This window comes from Photobacterium sp. GB-56, from assembly GCF_003026105.1.
Lineage (GTDB): Bacteria > Pseudomonadota > Gammaproteobacteria > Enterobacterales > Vibrionaceae > Photobacterium.
Genome location: NZ_PYNW01000012.1, coordinates 85,581 through 107,014 on the forward strand (window position 1 = coordinate 85,581; position 21,434 = coordinate 107,014).

General features: G+C 39.0%; 19 protein-coding genes and 2 pseudogenes. 7 read left to right on the forward strand and 14 right to left on the reverse strand.

What is annotated here, in order from left to right:
- Position 1 precedes the first annotated feature (1 nt).
- From C9J42_RS15730 to C9J42_RS15760, 7 genes are all read right to left on the reverse strand, one after another.
- Positions 2–835 (reverse strand): ABC transporter ATP-binding protein, encoded by an 834-nt coding sequence (locus tag C9J42_RS15730; protein WP_005364475.1) that lies wholly within the window; start codon positions 833–835, stop codon positions 2–4.
- Between the two features lie 20 nt (positions 836–855).
- On the reverse strand, positions 856–1,782 hold the full coding sequence (locus C9J42_RS15735; RefSeq protein ID WP_107206973.1) for an ABC transporter permease: 927 nt from the start codon (positions 1,780–1,782) through the stop codon (positions 856–858).
- Positions 1,783–1,839: 57 nt separating this feature from the next.
- A complete protein-coding gene (locus C9J42_RS15740; RefSeq protein WP_107302142.1) occupies positions 1,840–3,300 on the reverse strand; it encodes a CmpA/NrtA family ABC transporter substrate-binding protein in 1,461 nt (486 codons plus the stop codon).
- Between the two features lie 255 nt (positions 3,301–3,555).
- Positions 3,556–4,131, reverse strand: coding sequence for an ANTAR domain-containing response regulator (locus C9J42_RS15745; RefSeq protein WP_107302143.1), 576 nt, complete (start codon positions 4,129–4,131; stop codon positions 3,556–3,558).
- Between the two features lie 123 nt (positions 4,132–4,254).
- A complete protein-coding gene (cobA, locus tag C9J42_RS15750) occupies positions 4,255–5,142 on the reverse strand; it encodes a uroporphyrinogen-III C-methyltransferase (protein ID WP_107302144.1) in 888 nt (295 codons plus the stop codon).
- Between the two features lie 15 nt (positions 5,143–5,157).
- Positions 5,158–7,857: a nitrate reductase gene (locus C9J42_RS15755; RefSeq protein WP_107302145.1), complete on the reverse strand. Its 2,700-nt coding sequence runs from the start codon at positions 7,855–7,857 to the stop codon at positions 5,158–5,160.
- 247 nt (positions 7,858–8,104) lie between these two features.
- Positions 8,105–9,142: a potassium channel family protein gene (locus C9J42_RS15760; protein ID WP_107302146.1), complete on the reverse strand. Its 1,038-nt coding sequence runs from the start codon at positions 9,140–9,142 to the stop codon at positions 8,105–8,107.
- 417 nt (positions 9,143–9,559) lie between these two features.
- Between C9J42_RS15760 and C9J42_RS15765 the strand changes: the two genes are divergently transcribed.
- Positions 9,560–10,138 (forward strand): hypothetical protein, encoded by a 579-nt coding sequence (locus C9J42_RS15765; RefSeq protein WP_107302147.1) that lies wholly within the window; start codon positions 9,560–9,562, stop codon positions 10,136–10,138.
- Between the two features lie 775 nt (positions 10,139–10,913).
- Here the strand turns inward: C9J42_RS15765 and C9J42_RS15770 are convergent.
- The 4 genes and pseudogenes from C9J42_RS15770 to C9J42_RS15785 all read right to left on the reverse strand — a co-directional run.
- A pseudogene (locus C9J42_RS15770) lies at positions 10,914–11,036 on the reverse strand (ISAs1 family transposase); the annotation flags it as partial.
- 546 nt (positions 11,037–11,582) lie between these two features.
- Positions 11,583–11,993: pseudogene (locus tag C9J42_RS21855) on the reverse strand (JmjC domain-containing protein); the annotation flags it as partial.
- 15 nt (positions 11,994–12,008) lie between these two features.
- Entirely contained in the window at positions 12,009–12,371 is a 363-nt protein-coding gene (locus C9J42_RS15780) for a hypothetical protein (protein WP_107302149.1), read from the reverse strand.
- On the reverse strand, positions 12,355–13,581 hold the full coding sequence (locus C9J42_RS15785; RefSeq protein WP_107302150.1) for a hypothetical protein: 1,227 nt from the start codon (positions 13,579–13,581) through the stop codon (positions 12,355–12,357). Before C9J42_RS15785 ends, C9J42_RS15780 begins: the two co-directional genes overlap by 17 nt.
- 517 nt (positions 13,582–14,098) lie before the next feature.
- Between C9J42_RS15785 and C9J42_RS15790 the strand changes: the two genes are divergently transcribed.
- From C9J42_RS15790 to C9J42_RS15805, 5 genes are all read left to right on the forward strand, one after another.
- On the forward strand, positions 14,099–14,302 hold the full coding sequence (locus tag C9J42_RS15790) for a hypothetical protein (RefSeq protein ID WP_107206832.1): 204 nt from the start codon (positions 14,099–14,101) through the stop codon (positions 14,300–14,302).
- Positions 14,303–14,367: 65 nt separating this feature from the next.
- Complete coding sequence (locus C9J42_RS21810) at positions 14,368–14,493, forward strand: hypothetical protein (protein ID WP_255418314.1); 126 nt, start codon at positions 14,368–14,370, stop codon at positions 14,491–14,493.
- A 476-nt stretch (positions 14,494–14,969) separates the two neighbouring features.
- Entirely contained in the window at positions 14,970–15,569 is a 600-nt protein-coding gene (locus C9J42_RS15795; RefSeq protein ID WP_107302151.1) for a LemA family protein, read from the forward strand.
- Complete coding sequence (locus tag C9J42_RS15800; RefSeq protein ID WP_107302152.1) at positions 15,569–16,327, forward strand: YgcG family protein; 759 nt, start codon at positions 15,569–15,571, stop codon at positions 16,325–16,327. Before C9J42_RS15795 ends, C9J42_RS15800 begins: the two co-directional genes overlap by 1 nt.
- A 2-nt stretch (positions 16,328–16,329) precedes the next feature.
- Entirely contained in the window at positions 16,330–16,947 is a 618-nt protein-coding gene (locus C9J42_RS15805; protein ID WP_107247242.1) for a TPM domain-containing protein, read from the forward strand.
- 49 nt (positions 16,948–16,996) lie between these two features.
- Here the strand turns inward: C9J42_RS15805 and C9J42_RS15810 are convergent, their stop codons facing one another.
- On the reverse strand, positions 16,997–17,323 hold the full coding sequence (locus C9J42_RS15810; RefSeq protein WP_233220750.1) for a hypothetical protein: 327 nt from the start codon (positions 17,321–17,323) through the stop codon (positions 16,997–16,999).
- 532 nt (positions 17,324–17,855) lie between these two features.
- Between C9J42_RS15810 and C9J42_RS15815 the strand changes: the two genes are divergently transcribed.
- The gene (locus C9J42_RS15815; protein WP_107287803.1) at positions 17,856–19,955 is read left to right on the forward strand and encodes a S9 family peptidase; all 2,100 of its coding nucleotides are present in this window, start codon (positions 17,856–17,858) and stop codon (positions 19,953–19,955) included.
- A gap of 165 nt (positions 19,956–20,120) precedes the next feature.
- Here the strand turns inward: C9J42_RS15815 and C9J42_RS15820 are convergent, their stop codons facing one another.
- Positions 20,121–20,471: a GlpM family protein gene (locus tag C9J42_RS15820; protein WP_107206825.1), complete on the reverse strand. Its 351-nt coding sequence runs from the start codon at positions 20,469–20,471 to the stop codon at positions 20,121–20,123.
- A 108-nt stretch (positions 20,472–20,579) separates the two neighbouring features.
- On the reverse strand, positions 20,580–21,077 hold the full coding sequence (locus C9J42_RS15825; RefSeq protein ID WP_107247240.1) for a DUF2867 domain-containing protein: 498 nt from the start codon (positions 21,075–21,077) through the stop codon (positions 20,580–20,582).
- Between the last annotated feature and the right edge of the window lie 357 nt (positions 21,078–21,434).

Sequence of the window (21,434 nt, forward strand, 5' to 3'; positions counted from 1 at the left end):
CTTACGCGACTTCTTGCGTTCTTGGCTGAGTCATTGGCTTAACTTTGCAGTGCTTCTCATATAAAAATTGTAAAACTTGCTGACGTAGATATTGATACCGTTCGTTATTTGCGAGAGAAACACGATTTCTAGGACGAGGCAGATCAACTGCTAATACTTGACCGATTGTGGCTGCAGGACCATTTGACATCATCACAATACGATCAGATAACAGCACGGCTTCATCGACATCGTGGGTGATCATAATAATGGTATTATTAAGCTCAGCTTGAATTGCCATTAAGGCATCTTGCAGATGTGCTCTTGTCAGTGCGTCTAAAGCACCAAATGGCTCATCCATCAGTAAAACATTGGGCTGCATTGCTAAAGCACGAGCAATCCCTACCCGCTGTTTCATACCACCAGAAATTTCATCAGGCTTTTTGTCACTGGCATGGGTCATTTGCACCAACTCTAAATAGTGCATCACTTGCTGATTAAGCAAAGTCTTACTCACTTTCTGTTTTTGATGTATCGCGACCTGTTTAAGCGCTAACTCAACATTTTGATAAACCGTTAACCACGGTAATAAAGCGTGATGCTGAAAGACTACCGCCCTATCTGGCCCCGGCCCTGCAACTTCTTTATTACTGACAATAACCCCACCATCAGTTGGCATCTGAAGACCTGCGATTAAATCAAGCACGGTTGATTTACCACAACCAGAATGTCCAATTAAGGAGATAAACTCTCCTTTATTGACGGTTAGATTAACGTCTTTCAAAGCAACAAATTCGCCCGTTGCGACAGGGTAACGCATCCCTAATTGAGTTAACTCAAGTAATGGTTTTTGCATCTTACTTCTCCTTTTTCGCCTTATCGCAACACTTGCTGCTTATCCCATGAAACACGCTTTTGGATCATGAGCATTAATCTATCGAGCATTAAGCCAATAAAACCAATCATCACCACCGCAACCATGATTCGGCTTAACGATGCTGCACTGCCATTTTGAAACTCGTCCCATACAAACTTGCCTAATCCCGGATTTTGCGCGAGCATTTCTGCGGCAATAAGTACCATCCATGCGATACCAATTGATAATCTTAAGCCGGTAAAAATCATCGGAATGGCAGAGGGCAAAACAATCGTTCTAATATGCTGCCAATAAGATAAACGCAATACTCGACTCACATTGACTAAATCTTTATCAACATTCGTTACGCCAACGGCCGTATTAATTAAGGTTGGCCATAAACTGCATAAGGTGACGGTAAGCATTGAATTAAGAAAGGATTTTGCGACTAACGGATCTTTCGTTACGTAACTTGCACTTACTACCATGGTCACTAACGGCAACCATGCCAATGGTGAAACAGGTTTTAATAATTGAATAATAGGGTTAAACGCCATGTATAACTTGTGATTGAGTCCCAGCACTAACCCCAATGGGATCGCAATAACGGATGCTAAAATAAAGCCACAAGCAACGGTCACTAAACTGGTAACTATTTGATCAAAGAATGTCGCTTTACCCGTGTAAGCACGCACTTTGATATTGGCATCAGGATCAGCGGCTAATTTTTTAGCATTACGTACTTCCTGACGCTCATAGAAAGCCTGTTCTTTTTCTCCCTCTTGCAGATGATCTTCAACCAGTAACACAAATTGTTCAGCGGTTTGAACCGGTCCCGGTAATGAACCAAGTGATGTTTTCACTTGTAGTGCCGAAAAGTGCCAAATCACAACAAAAAACAAGACGCCTAATACTGGTAGTAACCATTCGGATGAGCGTTTTAACATGACTTTTTGCTCGGGTAATTGTTTAAGAAAACTAATCGTTGCTGACATGATCTCTCCTTAGATCTGCTGATCGCCTTTTAAGCCAATCGAAAATTGCTCGAGATACGCATTCGGGCTACGACCGTCATAGGTAATATTGTCAATGAAATGACTATGTGGAGGGCGGAAACCCGTTTCATTATCGACGTCTGAAAAATCTGATTGCTTCATCAGGCCATCTGAAATCAGGGCATTAACTGCTAATCGATAAATATCAGGACGATAAACTTGTTTGGCGATATCGATATACCAGCTATCTGGTTTTGCTTGTGGTATTTGTCCCCAGCGACGCATTTGGGTTAATGACCAAACAGCATCACTGTAATAAGGGTAAGTCGCGTTATAACGAAAGAACACATTGAAATCGGGTGCAGGTCTAATATCACCAGCTTCATATTCAAAGCTCCCTGTCATGCTATTCGCTATTACCTTTTCATCAGCCCCTACATACTCACTACGAGCAAGTATCTTTGATGCCTCTGCACGATTCTCATTACCATTATGATCAAGCCACGCCGCCGCACGAATTAAGGCTTTAACTAATCGAATATGCGTATTAGGGTTTTCTTCCGCCCATGATTCCGTCACACCAAAGACTTTCTCTGGGTTATTCTTCCAAATATCATTATCTGCAATGATCGGGACTCCAATTTTTTTCGCTACCGCTTGTTGGTTCCAAGGTTCACCAACGCTATATCCTTGAATTGTCCCTGCTTCCATCGTGGCTGGCATTTGCGGTGGTGGCGTGACATTCAGTAAGATTTCAGCCTCACGTTGCCCACTGTTATCGCCTTTTTCAGGGGCATAAAACCCAGGATTGATCCCAGCGGCTGCTAACCAATAACGTAATTCGTAGTTATGGGTTGATACCGGGAAAACCATACCCATTTGAAATGGCTTTCCGGTATCTTTGTAATGTTCCAGTACAGGCTTTAACGCTTCAGCTTTAATCGGATGGATAACTATTCCATTCTCATCAACCGGTAATTGTGGCTTAATTTGTTGCCATACTTCATTGGAAACAGTGATCGCATTACCATTTAGATCCATGCTAAATGCCGTAATAATCGGTGCTTTGGTACCAATACCGATTGTTGCACCGAGAGGTTGACCAGCCAGCATATGCGCGCCATCTAACTCACCATCAATCACGCGATCCAGTAGCACCTTCCAATTTGCTTGCGCTTCCAGTGAGACATACAAGCCTTCGTCTTCGAAATAGCCCTTCTCATAAGCAATAGCTAGCGGTGCCATATCCGTAAGTTTAATAAAGCCTAGTTTTAGTTCTTCTTTCTCAGGCTCGCCTAACACCAATGGCGATGCATTGACCGTTAGCGCTCCAAACAGCAAAGCAGATAAACTGACGCCGTACGATTTTTTGATGAGCTGCATGAGTCCTTTTATAGCCATAATATTTCCTACCCAACTTAAAAAATAAAAGCCACTGCTTCGGTTAAGAAACAGTGGCTTCGGTGCCATCCCAAGTACCTTCATGGTAGCTATGGATTTTTATCGCTCTCGTCGGTTATTCAAGTGCGACCAAAAATTTTGTGTAAGTGATGCGCTTGCACAACTTACACATTAATTAATCCATCATTTATGCCAATTTTTTTAAAATCGTAAAAAACATTAAAAACAGCTAGTTACGATATTTCGATTATTTGTTTTATTTATATTTGCCTTAATATGGTGCAGGTCGCACCAGATAAGTAACAGATAACAAAGTAAATAAGGCTAATATTGTTCGGTTTTCTGTAATGTTGAAATTAAGTTTCTCGCTATTTTCACCATCGGCAAACCATTATCCATCGCCGCTTTTCGTAGTGCGTCATGAGCTTGATTCTCATTAAGACCATGGTGCTTTTGGAGTAAGCCTTTCGCTTTATCGATCCATTTTTTATCCATGATTTTTTGCTCTAAATTTGCAATTTCCTGCGTCAGTTTTATTTGGTTATCACGCACTTGTTTTGCTCGCCCAATCCACGTTTCAAACTCACAGTCAACCGTTGATGGCAGTAATAAATACCCTTCAGGATCTGGTAATATATTGAAAGTATTAATATTAAATTTACGAATAAAAACAATAAGCGGCGTACTATTTAAAGAAGTGAGTTTAATGATCTCTTTTAATTCAGCACAAGGCTGTAGCCATGAAGTCACAATAGTAGCGTCAGGATATTGCGATAACATCCCAGCTAATTGATTAAACTTAACCTCGATAACAACGCGGAGATCAATGGCAACACGCTGCGCTATTTTGCTTTGTTCTTCTTGGCTGTCGCTGCAAATAATAATAGGGATAACTGGCATAATCTTTCCTTGATAACAACATCTTTCTATACAAGTGGTTATTTTCCTATTACGTACACTGCAATTAGACTGCCAACTCTAAAAACAAAACTATAAATAAACCTATTTATTAAAATCAGCCCCTTAAAGCAAACACACTTGCTCAGTTAATTGCCTTGCTGTGCGCTGTAATTGCTCACGTAGTGCTACCACATCACCGATGATGATCAAGGCGGGGGATTCGCCTTTAAGATCCTCTGCTAATGACGCGAGTCCTTTCAGTTGTTCAATATAGACAGCTTGATTAACAGAGCAGCCATGACAGATCACGGCAACAGGCGTCTCTTCATTTAACTTGGCCTCAATCAATTGGTTTTGTATCTGTTGTGCCTTCTCTAGTCCCATATAAAACACTAAGGTTTGCCCATTCGCGACAAGTTGCGACCACGCATTAAAAGCCCCAGTTGCTACATGTCCTGTGACTAAGGTAACGGAACGCGAAACTTCACGATGAGTAAGAGGAATACCAGCAGAAGCCGCGCAACCAATCGCGGCAGTAATACCTGGAATGAACTCATAATTAATATTTGCATCCACCAAGGCTAACGCTTCCTCTCCCCCTCGCCCAAAGATCAAAGGATCGCCCCCTTTAATTCTCACCACGTACTGCCCTTTATGTGCTTCTGATATCAAGATCTGATTAATTCCCTCTTGCGATAAACTCGGTTTACCACAACGTTTACCCACATAAATGTGGATAGCTTCAGGGTTGGCTAACGCAATAATATCTTGGCTGACTAAACGGTCATAAACGACAACATCGGCATGCTCAAGTGCGCGCAATGCTTTTATCGTTAATAAATCAGGGTCGCTCGGGCCAGCTCCTACTAAACTTACAAACCCGCTATCAGGCTTACGACTTGCAGATGAAAGTGGCCTCAGTACCTTTTTGTACCCCTGATCATCATGAGACTGAAATCGACTTTTTAAGACTTGTTTAGCGGTTCGTTTGATTATTGAAAAATCATCCATGATTTCATCCTTCATTTATAATTGAACAGTTGGAATAAGTTGCTGACTTTCTGAAAAATGTCGTTCAACTTGAGGTAGGCAAGTACCACAATTAGTACCGCATTTTAATTGCTTAGTAAGATCGGATAATGATGTGATGTTATTGGTAACAATGGCTTGTTCAATCATCAGATCCGTAATTTGGAAACAACTACAGACAAGCGTTTGCTTACTATGCTGACAACCTAAGGCTTCTAGCACATCCGTCATCACAAAGGGTTGATTAACACAGTTAATCAGTGTCGTCATATCAACATTAATTGGCTGATCACTAAAAAGATGGATCGCCGTAGTATTCAATTTAATATCAGGGTTAATTACCTTGGCTAACTGCACTAAGGCAAATCCCCACTTTTGTTCTACTAATAAATACTGCTGTTTAGATCCAGCTAAAGATCGCAATAGCGCCGTTTTGTCTAAGCAAGTCTTACCTGCATATCGCCAGATCCCTTTCTGCTGATAATGTTCATTCTGATACGTTTGGAAACTGGCATATTCATAGTCCAATTGTGCCGGAATATCCCCTAATGACACGCCATGAAATTCCATTGAGATCGGTGTTAGTTTTACTTGTGCGGACTTAAAACTAGGCTGACCAGATATAGGATCACAAGCCACAATCACACTTTGATTGATAGCCGATTTTGCACCGTATTTCCCAGCCCAGTGCATAGACATAAACACTTGCTGCTGGCTAAGTGTCGAATCAAAAACAACCCGAGCAAGGTGTTTATTCAAATCTTGATAGCTCTCAAGCGATTCAATACAAACGAAGTCACCATCCACTAACCCAACATGTTTAGCACTGGTTGGATGAATATAAAGACTCGGCTCGACTTCAGACTGTGCCAATACTGGAACATGCCCAGTTCGTGTCATGGTATGCCATTGATCACGTTGTCGACCAGTGTTAAGCCAGAAGATCGATTGAGAGGCATCTTGCGCTAACATCACATTTGACGACGGGTTTTCACTTGCTGAAGGCGTGACGACTAATTGGGCTTTTCTGGTTGGAGTCGAAAATAAAGGAAGGTCATTGTGTTGTTCAAATACGCCATTACTGGTCGCATTGAGAGGCCATTGCTGCGGCTGCCACGTTTGATAATCATCATCGCTAATCAATGCTAAACATGAAATATCAAATAACAAGTCAGTGCTATTGTTAATACCACTCAAGGCGGCATGTTCACGAAAAATATCAGCTTCTGATTGATAATCAAACGCTTTACTAAAACCTAACTGCTTCGCCACATCACAAATCATTTGCCAATCGGCTTTAACCTCACCTGGCATTGCGGTAAATGCCCGCTGTCGACTCATCATACGCTCTGAGTTTGTTACCATGCCTGATTTTTCACCCCATGCCGCTGCTGGTAATAAGCAATCTGCATACGCTGCTGTATCTGATTCAGGTGTAATATCAGAGACAATCACATATTCACACTTTTCTAATGCTCGGCGTACTTGCTCGTTATCTGGCATTGATATCACGGGGTTAGTTGCCATGATCCACAACACGCGGATATCACCGTTTTCTACGCTTTTAAATAAATCGACCGCTTTATGCCCTGCCGTTGTTGCGATATTAGGCGCTTGCCAAAACGCTTTAACTTGCGAAATTGAAATATCATCAAAGCCACGATGAACGGCGAGTTGATTAGCAAGCCCGCCAACTTCTCTTCCTCCCATCGCATTAGGCTGGCCTGTTATAGAAAAAGGACCACAACCTTGTTTGGCCATTTTTCCACTAACTAAATGACTATTAATAATACTATTGGCTTTATCTGTGCCACAACTTGCTTGATTCACCCCTTGGCAAAATACAGTTACAGCACGCGGCGCTTCCTTCATCCATTGGTAAAATGTTGCTAGTTGCTCAATCGCAATGCCACTACTTTTACTTACTTCAAGCAATGAATATTTATCTTTCATTACCTCTTGCTGTAATGCATCAAAACCTTCAGTTACCTGAGCAATAAAATCACGATCAATAGCGTTGTTTTCTATAAGGTAACGAATTAATCCATTGTAAATATCAATATCAGTATCATTGGCCAACGCTAAATGTAAATCCGCCTGCTCTGCTGTTACCGTTTTACGTGGATCTATCACCACTATTTTTAATAATGGATTTTGTTTTTTTGCTTGTTGGATACGTTTAAAAACAATGGGGTGAGTCCACACTAAATTAGAACCCACCAGCACAATTAAGTCGGTGTTGTCTAAATCGCTATAATTGGTAGCAACAATATCTTCACCGAATGCTCGGTTATGTGCAGCAACAGCAGAAGCCATACATAACCGAGAGTTTGTATCGACATGGCTACTACCAATAAAGCCTTTCATTAATTTGTTGGCAACATAATAATCTTCCGTCAATAACTGACCAGATAAGTACATACCAATGGCTTCAGGACCGGATTCTGCTATCACACGGCTAATGGTTTCAGCTATTTGACTGGTTGCCTGATCCCACTCGACAACCTTTCCTTTAATTTGAGGATATAACAAGCGATTAGGTTGGCTCATACTGGCTACGAGTGACGAACCTTTTACACAAAGTGCACCACGATTTGTTGGGTGAGATACATCACCAATAATCTCAGACTGCTTTGTTACAACGCCACAGCCAACACCGCAATATGGACATGCTGATTTAATTCCTTGGCTAATCATCCCTTCCCCTTAACAATATCGCACTGCCACTGAAATAAAAAAAACGCTTATCCCGAGAAGAGATAAGCGCCAATGCTTAACGAAATAGTGAATGTGCAATAAGATTAATGCAGTGAGTATGCCAACCTAAAAAAACAAGAAATTACTATTAGATAACAGTGAGTTAATTGCCACCCCTTTACTTTTTAATTTCTACCGTAATCACCCACAGCACCAACATAATGCGTCGTTGCACAACAATGAGTCATCAAGATGCTGGCTCTGGCCACGTCATATCATCAACACGTTCATCCGCAATATAAAATAGACGAGTAACAGGAGTAATAGATTGGTTTAATGGTGGATTGACTTGAATCCCCTTACCATCGTCATAGGCAATAAGGATAGCATCGTGCTGATATTTAAAATGCTCAAACAATAACGCAAAGGTCGCTGGTTGTTGTGTTGAAGGGTAATCAATCGCATATTGAGTCATCCCTTTATCCGTACTTAATAGCTCTTGATGAAGCACACTCGACCCCGGATCAACCGCTGATTTAGCAATCATTTCAATCGCAACCGAAGGAATACATTCCGCATTAGGACAATGAAGCTTTAATAAATCGCTCAGCCCCTCGTCATCAAAATAAGCCAGTAAATGTGCACTTGGATTACGACCTGCGGCAAATAATGCTGCAGTTAAGGTTACGTCATCATGTAGCGCATCAACAATAATACAACTGGCTTTATCTATACTGGCACGCGCCATTTCCTCGGCATTGGTATAGCTAGTGACACGGACAAATTCTATCTTATCAGGCATAGGGTTTTCGATTTCAGAACGCGTACATAACACAATCGTCCGACGCCCTGCTTCTTCATGTAGTAACATTCGTAACATGCTAAGCGTTCGATTTTCATTCCACCCCAACAGTAAAATATGCTGCTCCATTTCAAGACTCCTTTTTCCTAACATGCCACGTCGCCAAACACTCACGAACAAGGTTGCTATCCGGCCAACAACAATCGCAAATAGCCCTAAACCACCCGGAATAATAAATAGCGCAGCCACCCATTTACCGAGTGCGGTTTCAGGAGAATGATCGCCGTAGCCCACAGTAGAAGCGGTTACGACTAAGTAATAAAAGAAAGTGGAGAAAGAACGACTTAATTGTTTTTCACCCACAAGAAACAGTAGTAACCAACTTATTGCGATGTATAAACCCGTGATAACTGCAATATTTCGCCCAGTTAGTTGAGAGAAATATTTTACCGTGACCCGTTGTAGGTATAACCACAGCCCCATATTCACCCCACACTCAAATAAATATAACCCTCAGATTTAAGCGTAGCTTGTTAAAGGTAATTATTTAAAAGCCGTACTTAATTTGTAAAACACTCACATACCATAAGAAATAAATAACCAAAAAACCACTATTATTAAAACATTGAATACCACAAGTTATTCACAGAACGCTAATTCTATTATCGGTTACTGTATATTGTTTTTTTATCAGTATAAGGATATTAATCTCCGTGTTAATTACGCCGCCTTAGTTTCTCTTCCCCTCGCCAAAAACTTAACAATGACTATCTTCGTCTTCATATTCGATTCACGTTTGTCATTTCTTTGTGATACTCGCTTTGCCCTTGTTCAAGTCTATTTACAGCCCTCGACCCCTCGTTTATCGTCTGCAATAAAACAACAGTCAATTACATAATTATGAAGAAATATGGACTTATAGGCGCAGTAGCACTAATTACGATTTGTTGCTTTTATTACAATAAATCCGAACAACCGACGGCTAATATTGCGCATTTTTCTAAGCAAGAAAAAACACAGCAATCAAATTTAGAACTTGATATAAACCAAACCATTCTAGAGCAGGCAAAAAAGTGTATTAATAAAACACCAACAAGAAAAAACTTTCATTGCCCGATTGATATCAATACTGCTGAAATCGCAATAAATGGAAAGCTCAACATTATGCGAACAGGTAACCATTACGATATTCATACCACAGATTTTGTTTATAACGATAAAACAAGAAAAATACAGACCTCAGTAACCACCGAAGATCAGGGCTTTTATCAAATTAACGATGCATTACAAATTGTGAACTTTCGCCTTACTTTTCAACAAGGTGATAAACATTGGTATAGTGAATCAACCAAGCCATTTACGTTTTCTGAATCTTCAGATAATACGATCAAAATTGTAAAAGGCTCAGCAAGAAACTATGGTTGTAACAACTCCTATTTTGATTGGCATTCAAGCAATCAGAAGGTGTTAAACGCCTAATATCAAGCAACCCAATTGTTCCCCCGATTGGGTTGCTTGATACCTTAACTATTAATCATAACAATGGGTTTATAGCTACGTTTTTGTTGGATAGTTAAGATGCGACAGAGTCGCTTGGTGATCACAATGAGCTAGCTATGAAAGCTAGCTCGTTTGTGGACAGAAATGAGTTTCGCGAAAACTTACATTAGCAATGTCATGAATAACTATAGGTATGGCAAATAGCAAAAATGGCATGCATGACACACCAGATGATGTAGCGCCCCCTCTGCCTTACGAACACCGAACTCGCCTTGAGAAAAGCATCAAGGCTGCCACCCCTCTAGAGCATATCGCACAATTTACTTATACAGAGGCTCGGGCTTGTTCAACACTTGGGATTTAACGTTGGCTACGCAACACTTAATCCTTACTTGTTATGTGTGTGCTAAAAGCCCAACAGATCTTTTAATGAAAAACCATCAAGCGTGTTTGGGGTTAACATGCCTGTAGCAATTAACACTAAAAACACTGCGATAGTCAGAAACACAGGAGTTTTTAACCATACAATAAAGACATATATATACGTCCTTTATAGCGTTCCAGTCTTTCAATATGTCGACTCTTAGCCAAACTAAAAGCTAGTATTAGGTAAGAAAGAAGTGAGATCGTAGCGATTTCATCAGTAGCTTTGGAAACTGAAGTGCCCCAATACCCGCGGTAAAAAACAGCGTGCTAAACGCTTTGTCCATGTAGTTATACCTACCACAGGGCGGGATTCAACTTTGGCTAAATATCAACCAAAGATCATTTTTGAGCGATATTCGCCAGACCAACCTGATTTTCTACGTTTGGCAGCTAAGCTATCTTTGTCACTCTCATCTAGCTTTATCGTGTTCAAAGCAGCACGATTAAATGACACCAAGCGAGAAAGCAACAGCCCAACAAGTATCATACCCAAACCGATATTTACGGAGTAAAGTAGCGTTTTATTTTGAAGTGTAAACTCTTCAATTGTTAAAGTCCAAAATCCATTAATTATAAGCAAGATAGTAATAAACTGTCGGAGCTATATTCCTTCTTGCCTTTATTTTCACAAGTTTTGTTAGGTTCTGGTTCTCTGCGCGTATCTATAGTATTCAATATTATTATCCTCACTTTTTAGTTATTGTTTTATTCGACTCTTAAGCAAGTGAACTGATTTGGTTGTATGGCGATTACTTCAATGTTCTCGGTTCGCCACACATAGACGAGAAATAGTAGCGAAGAAGAAACCAAGCCGCTACTCTAGCAAAAACAATGCCGCTCACCTTAAGTGAACAGCATTAGAGTTACCACTCCTGTCTTGATTGGCTTTTTAAAAATGTCTATAGGTGACGCTAGAAGGAATATTATTCCGTGATATTAAAGCCAAGTTTATGAACAAGGCGCAACATAATTTAAATGTATCTTGTTAGCTTGTGAATCATTCAGGCAAAAAATATGGCGCGAGCATATAGTCTTTGCACGAATAGCTAACATTATTGCCATTTGGTATACTTTTTCCTGTATAAGCCAAAGAACTCTCGGAGTTGGTCTGAATACCTAGAGTTAAGTGCAATGAGTGTGTATCAGAAGTAAATGGGGTATGGACATAACCTTTAGGAATATAAAGAATATCACCTTCATGAACAAATTCATCAATAATAGGTTGACCTTTAGCTATCTCATTAACTCTCTTGTCTAAATCTAAAGATTCTAATAGAGACTCTTGAGTGTCGTCAAAAGCCCTCCCCCAAACAAGCCATCTCTTCTTTCCCGAACACTGTATTAAAAGGGTTGCATGTGGGTCTGCATGTATTTGAACACCTTGGGTGTCACTCGGTGCTAAATACGCATTGGCTTGGACGGTCTAAGGAAACAATTCCTCGATAACTTTGTTTTTAAGTGCCGCAACAGCTGGAAACCTACGGTCAATGTGCTTCATGATTATAGAGCTACCATTTAAAAACTCCTGTAAAATAATAGAGGAGTCAAAATATCCAAGTTCTCTTTGTTGAAAAGGCACATCAGTCAGCTGACTATATTTTTTCTTTGTGTTAGATATTGCTATATACGGTAGCCTTGCTCCATCAACTGAAATAAAGTCATCTATATCATTTACAGATATTATATTTTTAAACTCACTACCACCACCTTTTATTATACAAGGGTTAGATGGTAGGCCGTGACTATCAGTATTTCTGTTTAAAAGGATATCAATTATTTTTTTCATTCTCTTGTCCTTTAACTTGATTTATAACATCAGTGGAAAATGTAAAAGCATTGTAAAAAAAATAAGCAAGAATCGAAAATGAAATACAGAAATAAACGTTTTGAACGTTATTAGTTAAATCGTACTTATACATATAAGATATAATTAGAATTGAAATTGGATTTAAAAATAGGCTCCAAAAAGTCAATGATGATAGATACATGGACTTTTTGTCTTTCGGTATGTTATTTACACGAATAGTAGTTATGTTTATAACAATTAATGGTAGCCCAAGCCCCCCTAAAAACAACATTGCAGGTGCCATATAAACGTTATCTCCAGAACCAAACGACAGCATAAGAGCTAATAAAAATAACCCAATAAGAATTGCTTGCTTATCAGGAATTTTGTTTGAAATAAATTTGTTAGCAATGAATATCCCTAATCCGAAAAGCATATCTAACAAAACAACAAACTCAGGAATTGGATAAATTCCATTTGCAGCATTGTGTGGTAATGAAACCATGAAAAATGGAGTCATAAGTAAATTAATCACAGCTAAGGTGGGAATAAAGACCTTTTCGTATTTTATTGATAATGAGTTGAACAAACTCGTAAAAGTATCGCTAAACTTTACCCTGTCAAGTGATTTTACATTAGGTATATTTATTAATGCATACTCTTTTATAAAAAAAGCAATACTTAGAAGAACAGTACTTATTATGACCGTATTTAAGCTACCAAAAGATATAGTAGTTAGCATTCCTATTATCGGAGATAGAAATATTTTATAAGACGCAAAAATAGATCCAACCCTGAATGCAACTTTAGACCTACTACCATACCTGTCATGCAGTAAAGATGTTGTGTTTGTTGGGAGTATACTCACTACACCACCTAACAATAAACATGTAACTACTGATACAATCATTTGCAAAGTTGATTCAAGAACAATCAAGGCAGTTAACGCAAGTAAGCAACAAATAAAAGCGGAAATGTAACAATAGTTATATACCGTTTTTCTTCCAAATTTATCGGGTAAATATGAACTAAATGGCATTAAATATATCTCAAAAGTCCTAAATGCCATGTATGTAATACCACTTAATATAGTATCATCAGATAAGTAAAACCACAGAAATGAGAATATTGTCGCATCGACTGATATCCTAAGCATCATATTACTCAAAAAAAAGGCATACACATTTTTCTTCATTTTATAAAAGAACATTCGTGAGTTCCTGTTTTCAAGTTTATGTGCTCAGCGCAAGCCTTAGCTCTAATGCCTGATTTACAAATAAAGGCAGCACCTATGAATTCCTTCGGGTCATCATTATTCATAATTTTTGTTCATTTGGTTTGATTTGTTTTGCATATTCAATCTTCAGTATTGTTAAAAAATGTAATTGAAATTTAATTTACTGTAAATAAATTAAATCTTAGAGAAACTATAGGCAACAAAATGTAACTTCAAGACTATAACAACAATTGCAGCGACTTTAATAACGCGGTGTGTTTCACGTCATGAAATTAGCTTACTTTGTGTTCAGAAAGCACTAAATATCATTACGTTATATTATTCGTGAGTGTTCTGCTCTTGCAAAGTTCATTATGGGGTGGTTAATTATTGAACAGCATGGTTAAGGTTATAATTATTTCGGATGAAAAACATACAATAGTACTTAACATACGAAGAACAATGTTAATTGATTACCGACGAGAAAAGTTACTTCAAGTTATGAAGAGCATTGACCGCATTTGAAGTTAAAAGAACAATCCGTAAAGAGCATATTGTCTATCTCAACGATAGTCAGCATTCAATCGATGATGATCGATGTTTAGTGATTCAAGAGGCAGTGGCACTGAGCAGTGATAATGACACCCTCTATCAAAGCTTACGAGGTACCATTTATTTCGGGCTGCTGGGCTTAGATATCACTAAAGATGATTAGTAGATAATTCGCCAGTGTAAAAGCCACGTTCAAAGACGTACTCAATAAACCGGCACCAAGGATAAATGGATACTGTTTGTCAGATTCTTCCCGATATAGATCTTGCCGTTTGGGTATGTGATTTTGTAGATAACCTTGCTATTACTATCAATATTGATCTTCAACTAAGCTGGCTACTCATGAGCTTCTAACATTAGAAAATGTTGGTCAATATGAACATCGTCGTTTGGTGAGGAGCATCTACTCTACGTTTTGGGGCAATTCCGAGTTAGATGAATTAGTAATTCATTGTGAATTACTAATTCATAATGTCGAAAGACATCTTCAGCATGACGAATGTTGCTGTATCTCTCCTCTTTAACTTCAATTCGCAAGAAACCGAGACTACCAAAGAAACACACCTTCTTTACTTACAGCCACCAAAAAGCCAGCGAGTAACAAGCAAAATAGTTATTACACATTTAGATGTGCTAACCACCTAATACACTCTTTATTTTTGCCATAATAATTGCGTCTTATTGATTTTTTATACTAAAAATAACAATGACATATTGATGATAATTATTTAATTTTATTTATACTTAACATGTATAAACTCCATTATTTTGCATTGTTCAATTATCAATAAACAACGTAAATATAATCATACATAACAGAAGGGATACGAATGTTTAATTTTCCAAAAATACTGAAATGGGTATTTAGCTTGGCTTTACTGCTCCAACTGACCGGCTGCGGTATTAATACAATTCCCATGCTCGATGAACAAGTAAATGCAGACTGGGCACAAGTTGAAAATAATTACCAACGTCGCGCTGATTTGATCCCGAACCTTGTCGCAACGGTGAAAGGCTATGCTAGCCATGAAAAAGACACATTAACTGCCGTTACAGAAGCGCGTGCAAAAGTCTCTTCAATGCAGGTTACTCCTGAAACAATAGATAACCCTGAAGCATTTAAAAGGTTTGAAGCAGCCCAAGGACAATTAAGTAGTGCGCTATCTCGTTTAATGGTTGTGTCTGAGCGTTATCCTGATTTAAAAGCTAATGAGCAATTTATTACACTGCAAGCGCAACTTGAAGGCACAGAAAACCGTATTGCCGTTGCTCGTCGTGATTACATTAATAGCGTTAAAGCCTTTAATACAGAAATTCGTACTTTCCCAGGTCGTTTCTGGCATTGGATTATGTATAGCGATTTAACGATTAAACCAAACTTCTCAGCGACGACACCCAATGCTGATGTTGCACCTAAGGTAGCATTCTAATGATAAAAAAAGTCCTGTATTTTACCGGACTCTTGTTGCTAGTTAGCCAAGTTTGCTTTGCACAACCCGCCTTCCCAAAACTCACGGGACGTGTGGTGGATGATGCGCATATCCTTAATGCTTCGCAAATCAAACAACTAGAGCAACTGCTTGCGAATGAAGAGAAACAATCTTCAAACCAAGTCGTTGTTGTTACCATTCCATCAACAGATGGGATCCCTATTGCCGATTACGGGTATCAACTCGGTCGTAAATGGGGTATTGGCAATAAAGAGCATGACAACGGTGTGCTATTAATTGTTGCCTATAACGACAAGAAAATCCGGATTGAAGTCGGTTATGGCTTAGAAGGCGCACTGCCAGATGCGACAGCCATTAGTATTATCAACCACGAAATAAAACCTGAGTTTAAATCAGGCCAATTTGCCAAAGGGATTGAAAATGGCGTATTAGCGATCCTTGGGGCAATTAAAGGTGAATATAAGCCTGTGGTTCAAGAAGAAAAACCGTCTTATGATCTTTACCTATTCATACTCTTTGTCATCGTGATTCAAATTATCGCCTTTAGCCGACGTAGAAGTCATCGTTCACAGTATTATCGTCGTAATGGTGATGTATTCACCAGTGGTGGTTTTGGTTCGGGAAATTCCCCTCGCTCTGGCGGAAATGGTGGCGGCTTTGGCGGAGGCAGCAGTGGTGGAGGTTTTAGTGGCGGCGGTGGTGGCTTTGGTGGCGGCGGCGCATCAGGAGGATGGTAAATATGAAGTTATTTACTAATGAACAACTAGAAACAATCAGCCAAGCAATTGGTGAAATTGAAAAAACAACCGATGCTGAATTAATGACTGTTGTGGCGACTAAAGCCGACGACTATTATTTTGTACCGACATTATGGGCTGCAATTATTGCGTTATTTATTCCCGCCCTACTCAATTTCTTACCTTTTTGGTTAGAGTTAAACGACGTTCTATTATGTCAGTTAGTCGGCTTTATCGCGTTTACCTTGTTATTTAGGATCCCTGCGATTAAATATCGTCTGGTGCCAAAAGCAGTGAAACATCGTCGTGCTAGTCTTGTGGCAAGAGAGCAATTTCTCGCCAATGGTATTCATCGCACCAAACAGCATTTAGGCGTGATGATTTTTGTGTGTGAAGCCGAACATTACGTTGAAATATTAACGGACTTCGGTATTAGTGAACAAATCAGTGATGAAGCATGGCGCTCTATTGTTGCTGATTTCACAACCAATGTTCGCGCAGGAAAAACCTATGAAGGCTTTCTGCAGTGCTTAGAGCAATCAAGCAAGTTACTGGCTAATGCTTATCCATTAACTGAAAATAAAAATGAGTTACCTAATTGCTTAGTCGTGATTAGTTAATCTCAGATACCACAACCCAAAGGCGCTCAGTGAGCGCCTTTTTTTATCACTATACTTTATGGATAAATGAATATTGTTGATGAAAAAGCGTATCCATTTTCTGCGCGTAGGTATTTAACATATCGACGGCTTCAGCAAAGTGATACTGCTCGCTGGCATGGTGTGGTAGCTCGGTTTCATCAATCGTTAACTGCATATCTTTCTGATATTGAGAATGGTAGGCCACTTCTGTGGTTAGCTCAATGTTCACATTCGTATCAAAATAGGCGGTTTCTAATCGCATTTTTTCATGTGCAGGTAGCGTTTCATTGGCTTCTTTTACCATTTGATTCAGCTCTTGCTTCACATCCGTTGTTATCTGATCTGTGTCCGTCATGATCATCAAGATGGGCATCTTATTATCTGCATCTGTAATCGTAACTGTCGTCGTTAACTGTTCGTCGTAAACGTCACCTAACCTAACTTCACCACTTGGTTCGTTAAGAATATTTTGTGAGTGAAATCACGTTATTTCGTTTTTATGAACCACAACTGACTATATGATCAAAAAACACATGGTTTATCTTGTAAATTTACAATAAAACCAATGCGTTAGCTTTTTTCCATATAATAAAAATCTTCAATTACAATTCTCTCTGTTTCATATAAGAAAAAATAGCAGCTACGATATTACTTTTTATCTTAATTCTTCGATTTTAATTCTAAGGATTGAAAAATAGAGAAATACCCCAAGATATAGGATGTAAGCAGAGCATAATAAAACTATAAATGCATTCTTATCGCGTTTATTCATGCCTAAATCTGTCTTAAAAAATAACAAAAATACAACACCTTATGGTAATCGTTGTATCCTATTTTAAATTTTCTTTTATGCTCAATGAAAAGAAAATACTTGGAAGGACATTATTGTGAATACAAAAACAACAAACGTGGTTCATGCGTCTTCATTTAAAGCGCCAGTCGCAAAGAAAGTACCACATGAAATGACCATCCATAATGATACACGTACTGATAATTACTATTGGATGCGTGATGATAAACGCTGTGATCCTGAGATCATTGCGCATCTTAACGCTGAAAATGCTTACACCGATGCTGTAATGGCGCATACAGAAGCATTACAACAGCAGCTATTTGAAGAAATTAAAGGCCGTATTGTAAAAGATGATAATTCAGTCCCTGTAAAACAAGGCAATTACTTCTATTCCAGCGAAGTAACGGGTGATAATGAATATCCTGTTTCAGTTCGAGCAGACGATTTTGCAGGAACGAATAAAACCGTATTGCTTGATATTAACGAACTGGCTAAAAATCACGAGTATTACAATGTATCAAGCCTAAGTGTAAGCCAAGATGAAAATTTACTGGCTTATGGTGAAGATACTGTTAGCCGTCGTATTTACACCATCAAAGTAAAAAACCTGACTACGGGTGAATACCTTGCTGATGAAATCACAGGCGCCAGTGGATCTATTGCGTGGCAGAACGATAACAAAGCGTTTTATTACATCAAGAAAGATCCGCAAACCTTATTGGGGTATCAAGTATTCCGTCACCAATTAGGTACAAACCAGACTGAAGACGTGTTGATTTTTGAAGAAAAAGATCAAACGTTTTATACCTCGATAGGTAAAAGTAAAGATAACGAATTGGTGTATATTTGGCATTCAAGCACTGAAACCAGTGCTGTTTCTATTATCGATGCTAACGATCCAAACGCTACGGCAAAACCATTCTTAGCGCGTGAAGAAGGCTTAGAGTACAGTATTTCGAAACTTGGGCAGCAATTTTACGTGTTGACCAATTATAAGGCTGTTAACTTCCGCTTAATGAAAGTTGATACCGATCAAATCGGTGATAAGTCAAAATGGCAAGATGTAATAGCACCTGCTGAAGGTGTGATGCTAGAAGATTACGAATTATTTGATAACTACCTTGTATATCAGCAACGTTCAAATGGTTTAACCCATGTGACTGTACGTCAATTAGATACCAATGAAGAGCGTGAATTACACTTTAATGATGAAGCATTCACCGCTTTCTTCTATGGCAATAAAGAGCTTAATACCAATAAACTCCGCCTTTACTATTCAAGTATGACAACGCCAGCGTCTCACTTTGATATCAACCTTGATAACAGTGAGTTCGACCTTTTAAAACAGGCTGAAGTACTAGGCGATTTTGAAGCAAGCAACTATCAATCAGAGCGATTAATGATCAACGCTCGTGACGGTAAACAGGTACCTGTTTCTTTGGTTTACCGTAAAGATTTATTTAAAAAAGATGGCACCAATCCGCTTTACCAATATGGTTACGGTTCTTATGGTTCAACCATTGATCCTAGTTTTTCATCATCACGTTTAAGCTTGCTTGATCGTGGTTTTGTCTATGCTATCGCGCATATTCGCGGCTCTGAAATGCTAGGTCGCCCTTGGTATGAAGATGGAAAGAAACTCACCAAGCAAAACACCTTCAATGATTTTATTGATGTAACAAAAGCACTTATCGAACAAGGTTACGGTGCGAAAGATAAAATCTTTGCTGTTGGTGGCTCTGCAGGCGGTTTGTTAATGGGCGCTATTGCTAACCAAGCGCCTGAATTATATTGCGGAATTGCAGCGCAAGTGCCATTTGTTGATGTGGTAACGACCATGCTGGATGAGTCTATTCCATTAACGACAAACGAATATGACGAATGGGGTAACCCTAATCAGAAAGAGTATTACGAGTACATGTTAAGTTACTCGCCATACGATAATGTGGGTCAGCACGACTACCCAAACATGCTTGTGACAACAGGGCTACATGATTCACAAGTGCAATATTTTGAGCCAATGAAATGGGTAGCAAAACTGCGTGAGATGAAGACAGACAACAATCGTTTACTGTTTAAAACCGATATGGAAGCTGGTCACGGTGGTGCATCAGGTCGTTTTAAAGCACTCCACGAAGATGCATTGGAATATGCTTTCTTCATCGACCTTTTAAACGAAAAAATGACTAAATGAAAAGTCACTAATCTAAGCAAATAGGTATCATCGCATTAATATTATGGCGTGTTCACGAGTGAAATAATCACCGAACACGCCATATTCTTTGCATTAATGTAAATAAGCTTTAGATTGAGTGTTCATGTCACGATTCCCTATCTCACCCTACTCACGACCTCTCACCTAACTCAATGCAGGGCTAAACTTCGTCCACCCCATCAGTAACAAACAAGCAAAGAAAGCCCAAACTAATGCAGCCAATGATAGTGTCCAAACTAATTCATATTTATAACTAAAGTAATAAACAGCAATGAGATATGCCGCATAAGGGATTAGTGAATACAGTCCAAATAATGCAGTAACACGCAAATCTGCCATGGTGCGCTCTGTGCCAATAATATAGTGGGCAATTAAAGCAAAGGTGGGAAATAAAGGCACTAAACCAGAGATATAAAAGCTCTTACTTTTAGAAAGTAACGCAATGAGCAAAACGGCAAAAGCCCCTAACAAACACTTGAAAAATAGCGCTACCATCGATGATCTTCCTTTATCAGATCGCAGTGATCACTTATTAGATAGCAGCAATTTACCTTAAAATTCTAAACAAGAGTTAATAGAAAAATGTTACACCTTATTAACTGTTTAAATACGCTTTGCACGCAATGCTTGAGCAATACAGAACTTAGCAACCAACTTATGAAAAGGTTTAATGAACGCCATGTATAAACATCCAGATCGTGTTTTTAAATTCACCAATGTTGAAACCGCATATTCTTTTTCAGAGAGCTTCAACACGGATAACCACATATCCATATTTTTATCATAAGCTGCTGCAACTACCTCCGCTTCCGATACCGACTCAAATACAAGAAAACCAGCTTGCTTACCTGTGGCTATTTGTTCTTTCGGTAACGACATTTCCGTTGCGCCCGCTGAAAACCCCAGCCAACCCATGATCTTATTTCTTATTTTCATTGCAATAATCACAGGCTTTGGTAAATGGGCAAAAATAGCATAATACACATCAATGGCATTTAAGTGCTGTTGGCTAATATTGACCGAAAAGGAATCACGATAATATCGTCCTTTTTCATTGCCTAAGATCCCTGTTGAACTCGGAAAAGTGATTTCTTTGATCATTGTAAGCTCTCCCTAATGAATGTATCTCTACATTAGCAATGTATTCCATTTCCAGATACTTTAGATTAGTAGTGCGAGCGCACATTCCTAAATGATATTCACAATTAGCCTACATCATCGTAATTACACTTGTTCACCTTGGTCCTTTTATCCCGTCCTAACACTTAAATAAACTGTTTTTTCTTGGCAGCATGGGAATACTCTTAAGTCATATTGGATTGCTGCACCTTTTAATGAAGTATTAACTGCTCCACACTTTCGTGCTGTCATGATTTACCTACACATATATTACAAGCAGGATGAATGTATAGCTCTCTCTTCATCACTCATTTCGAATTCAAACAATTAAGTTTCAGG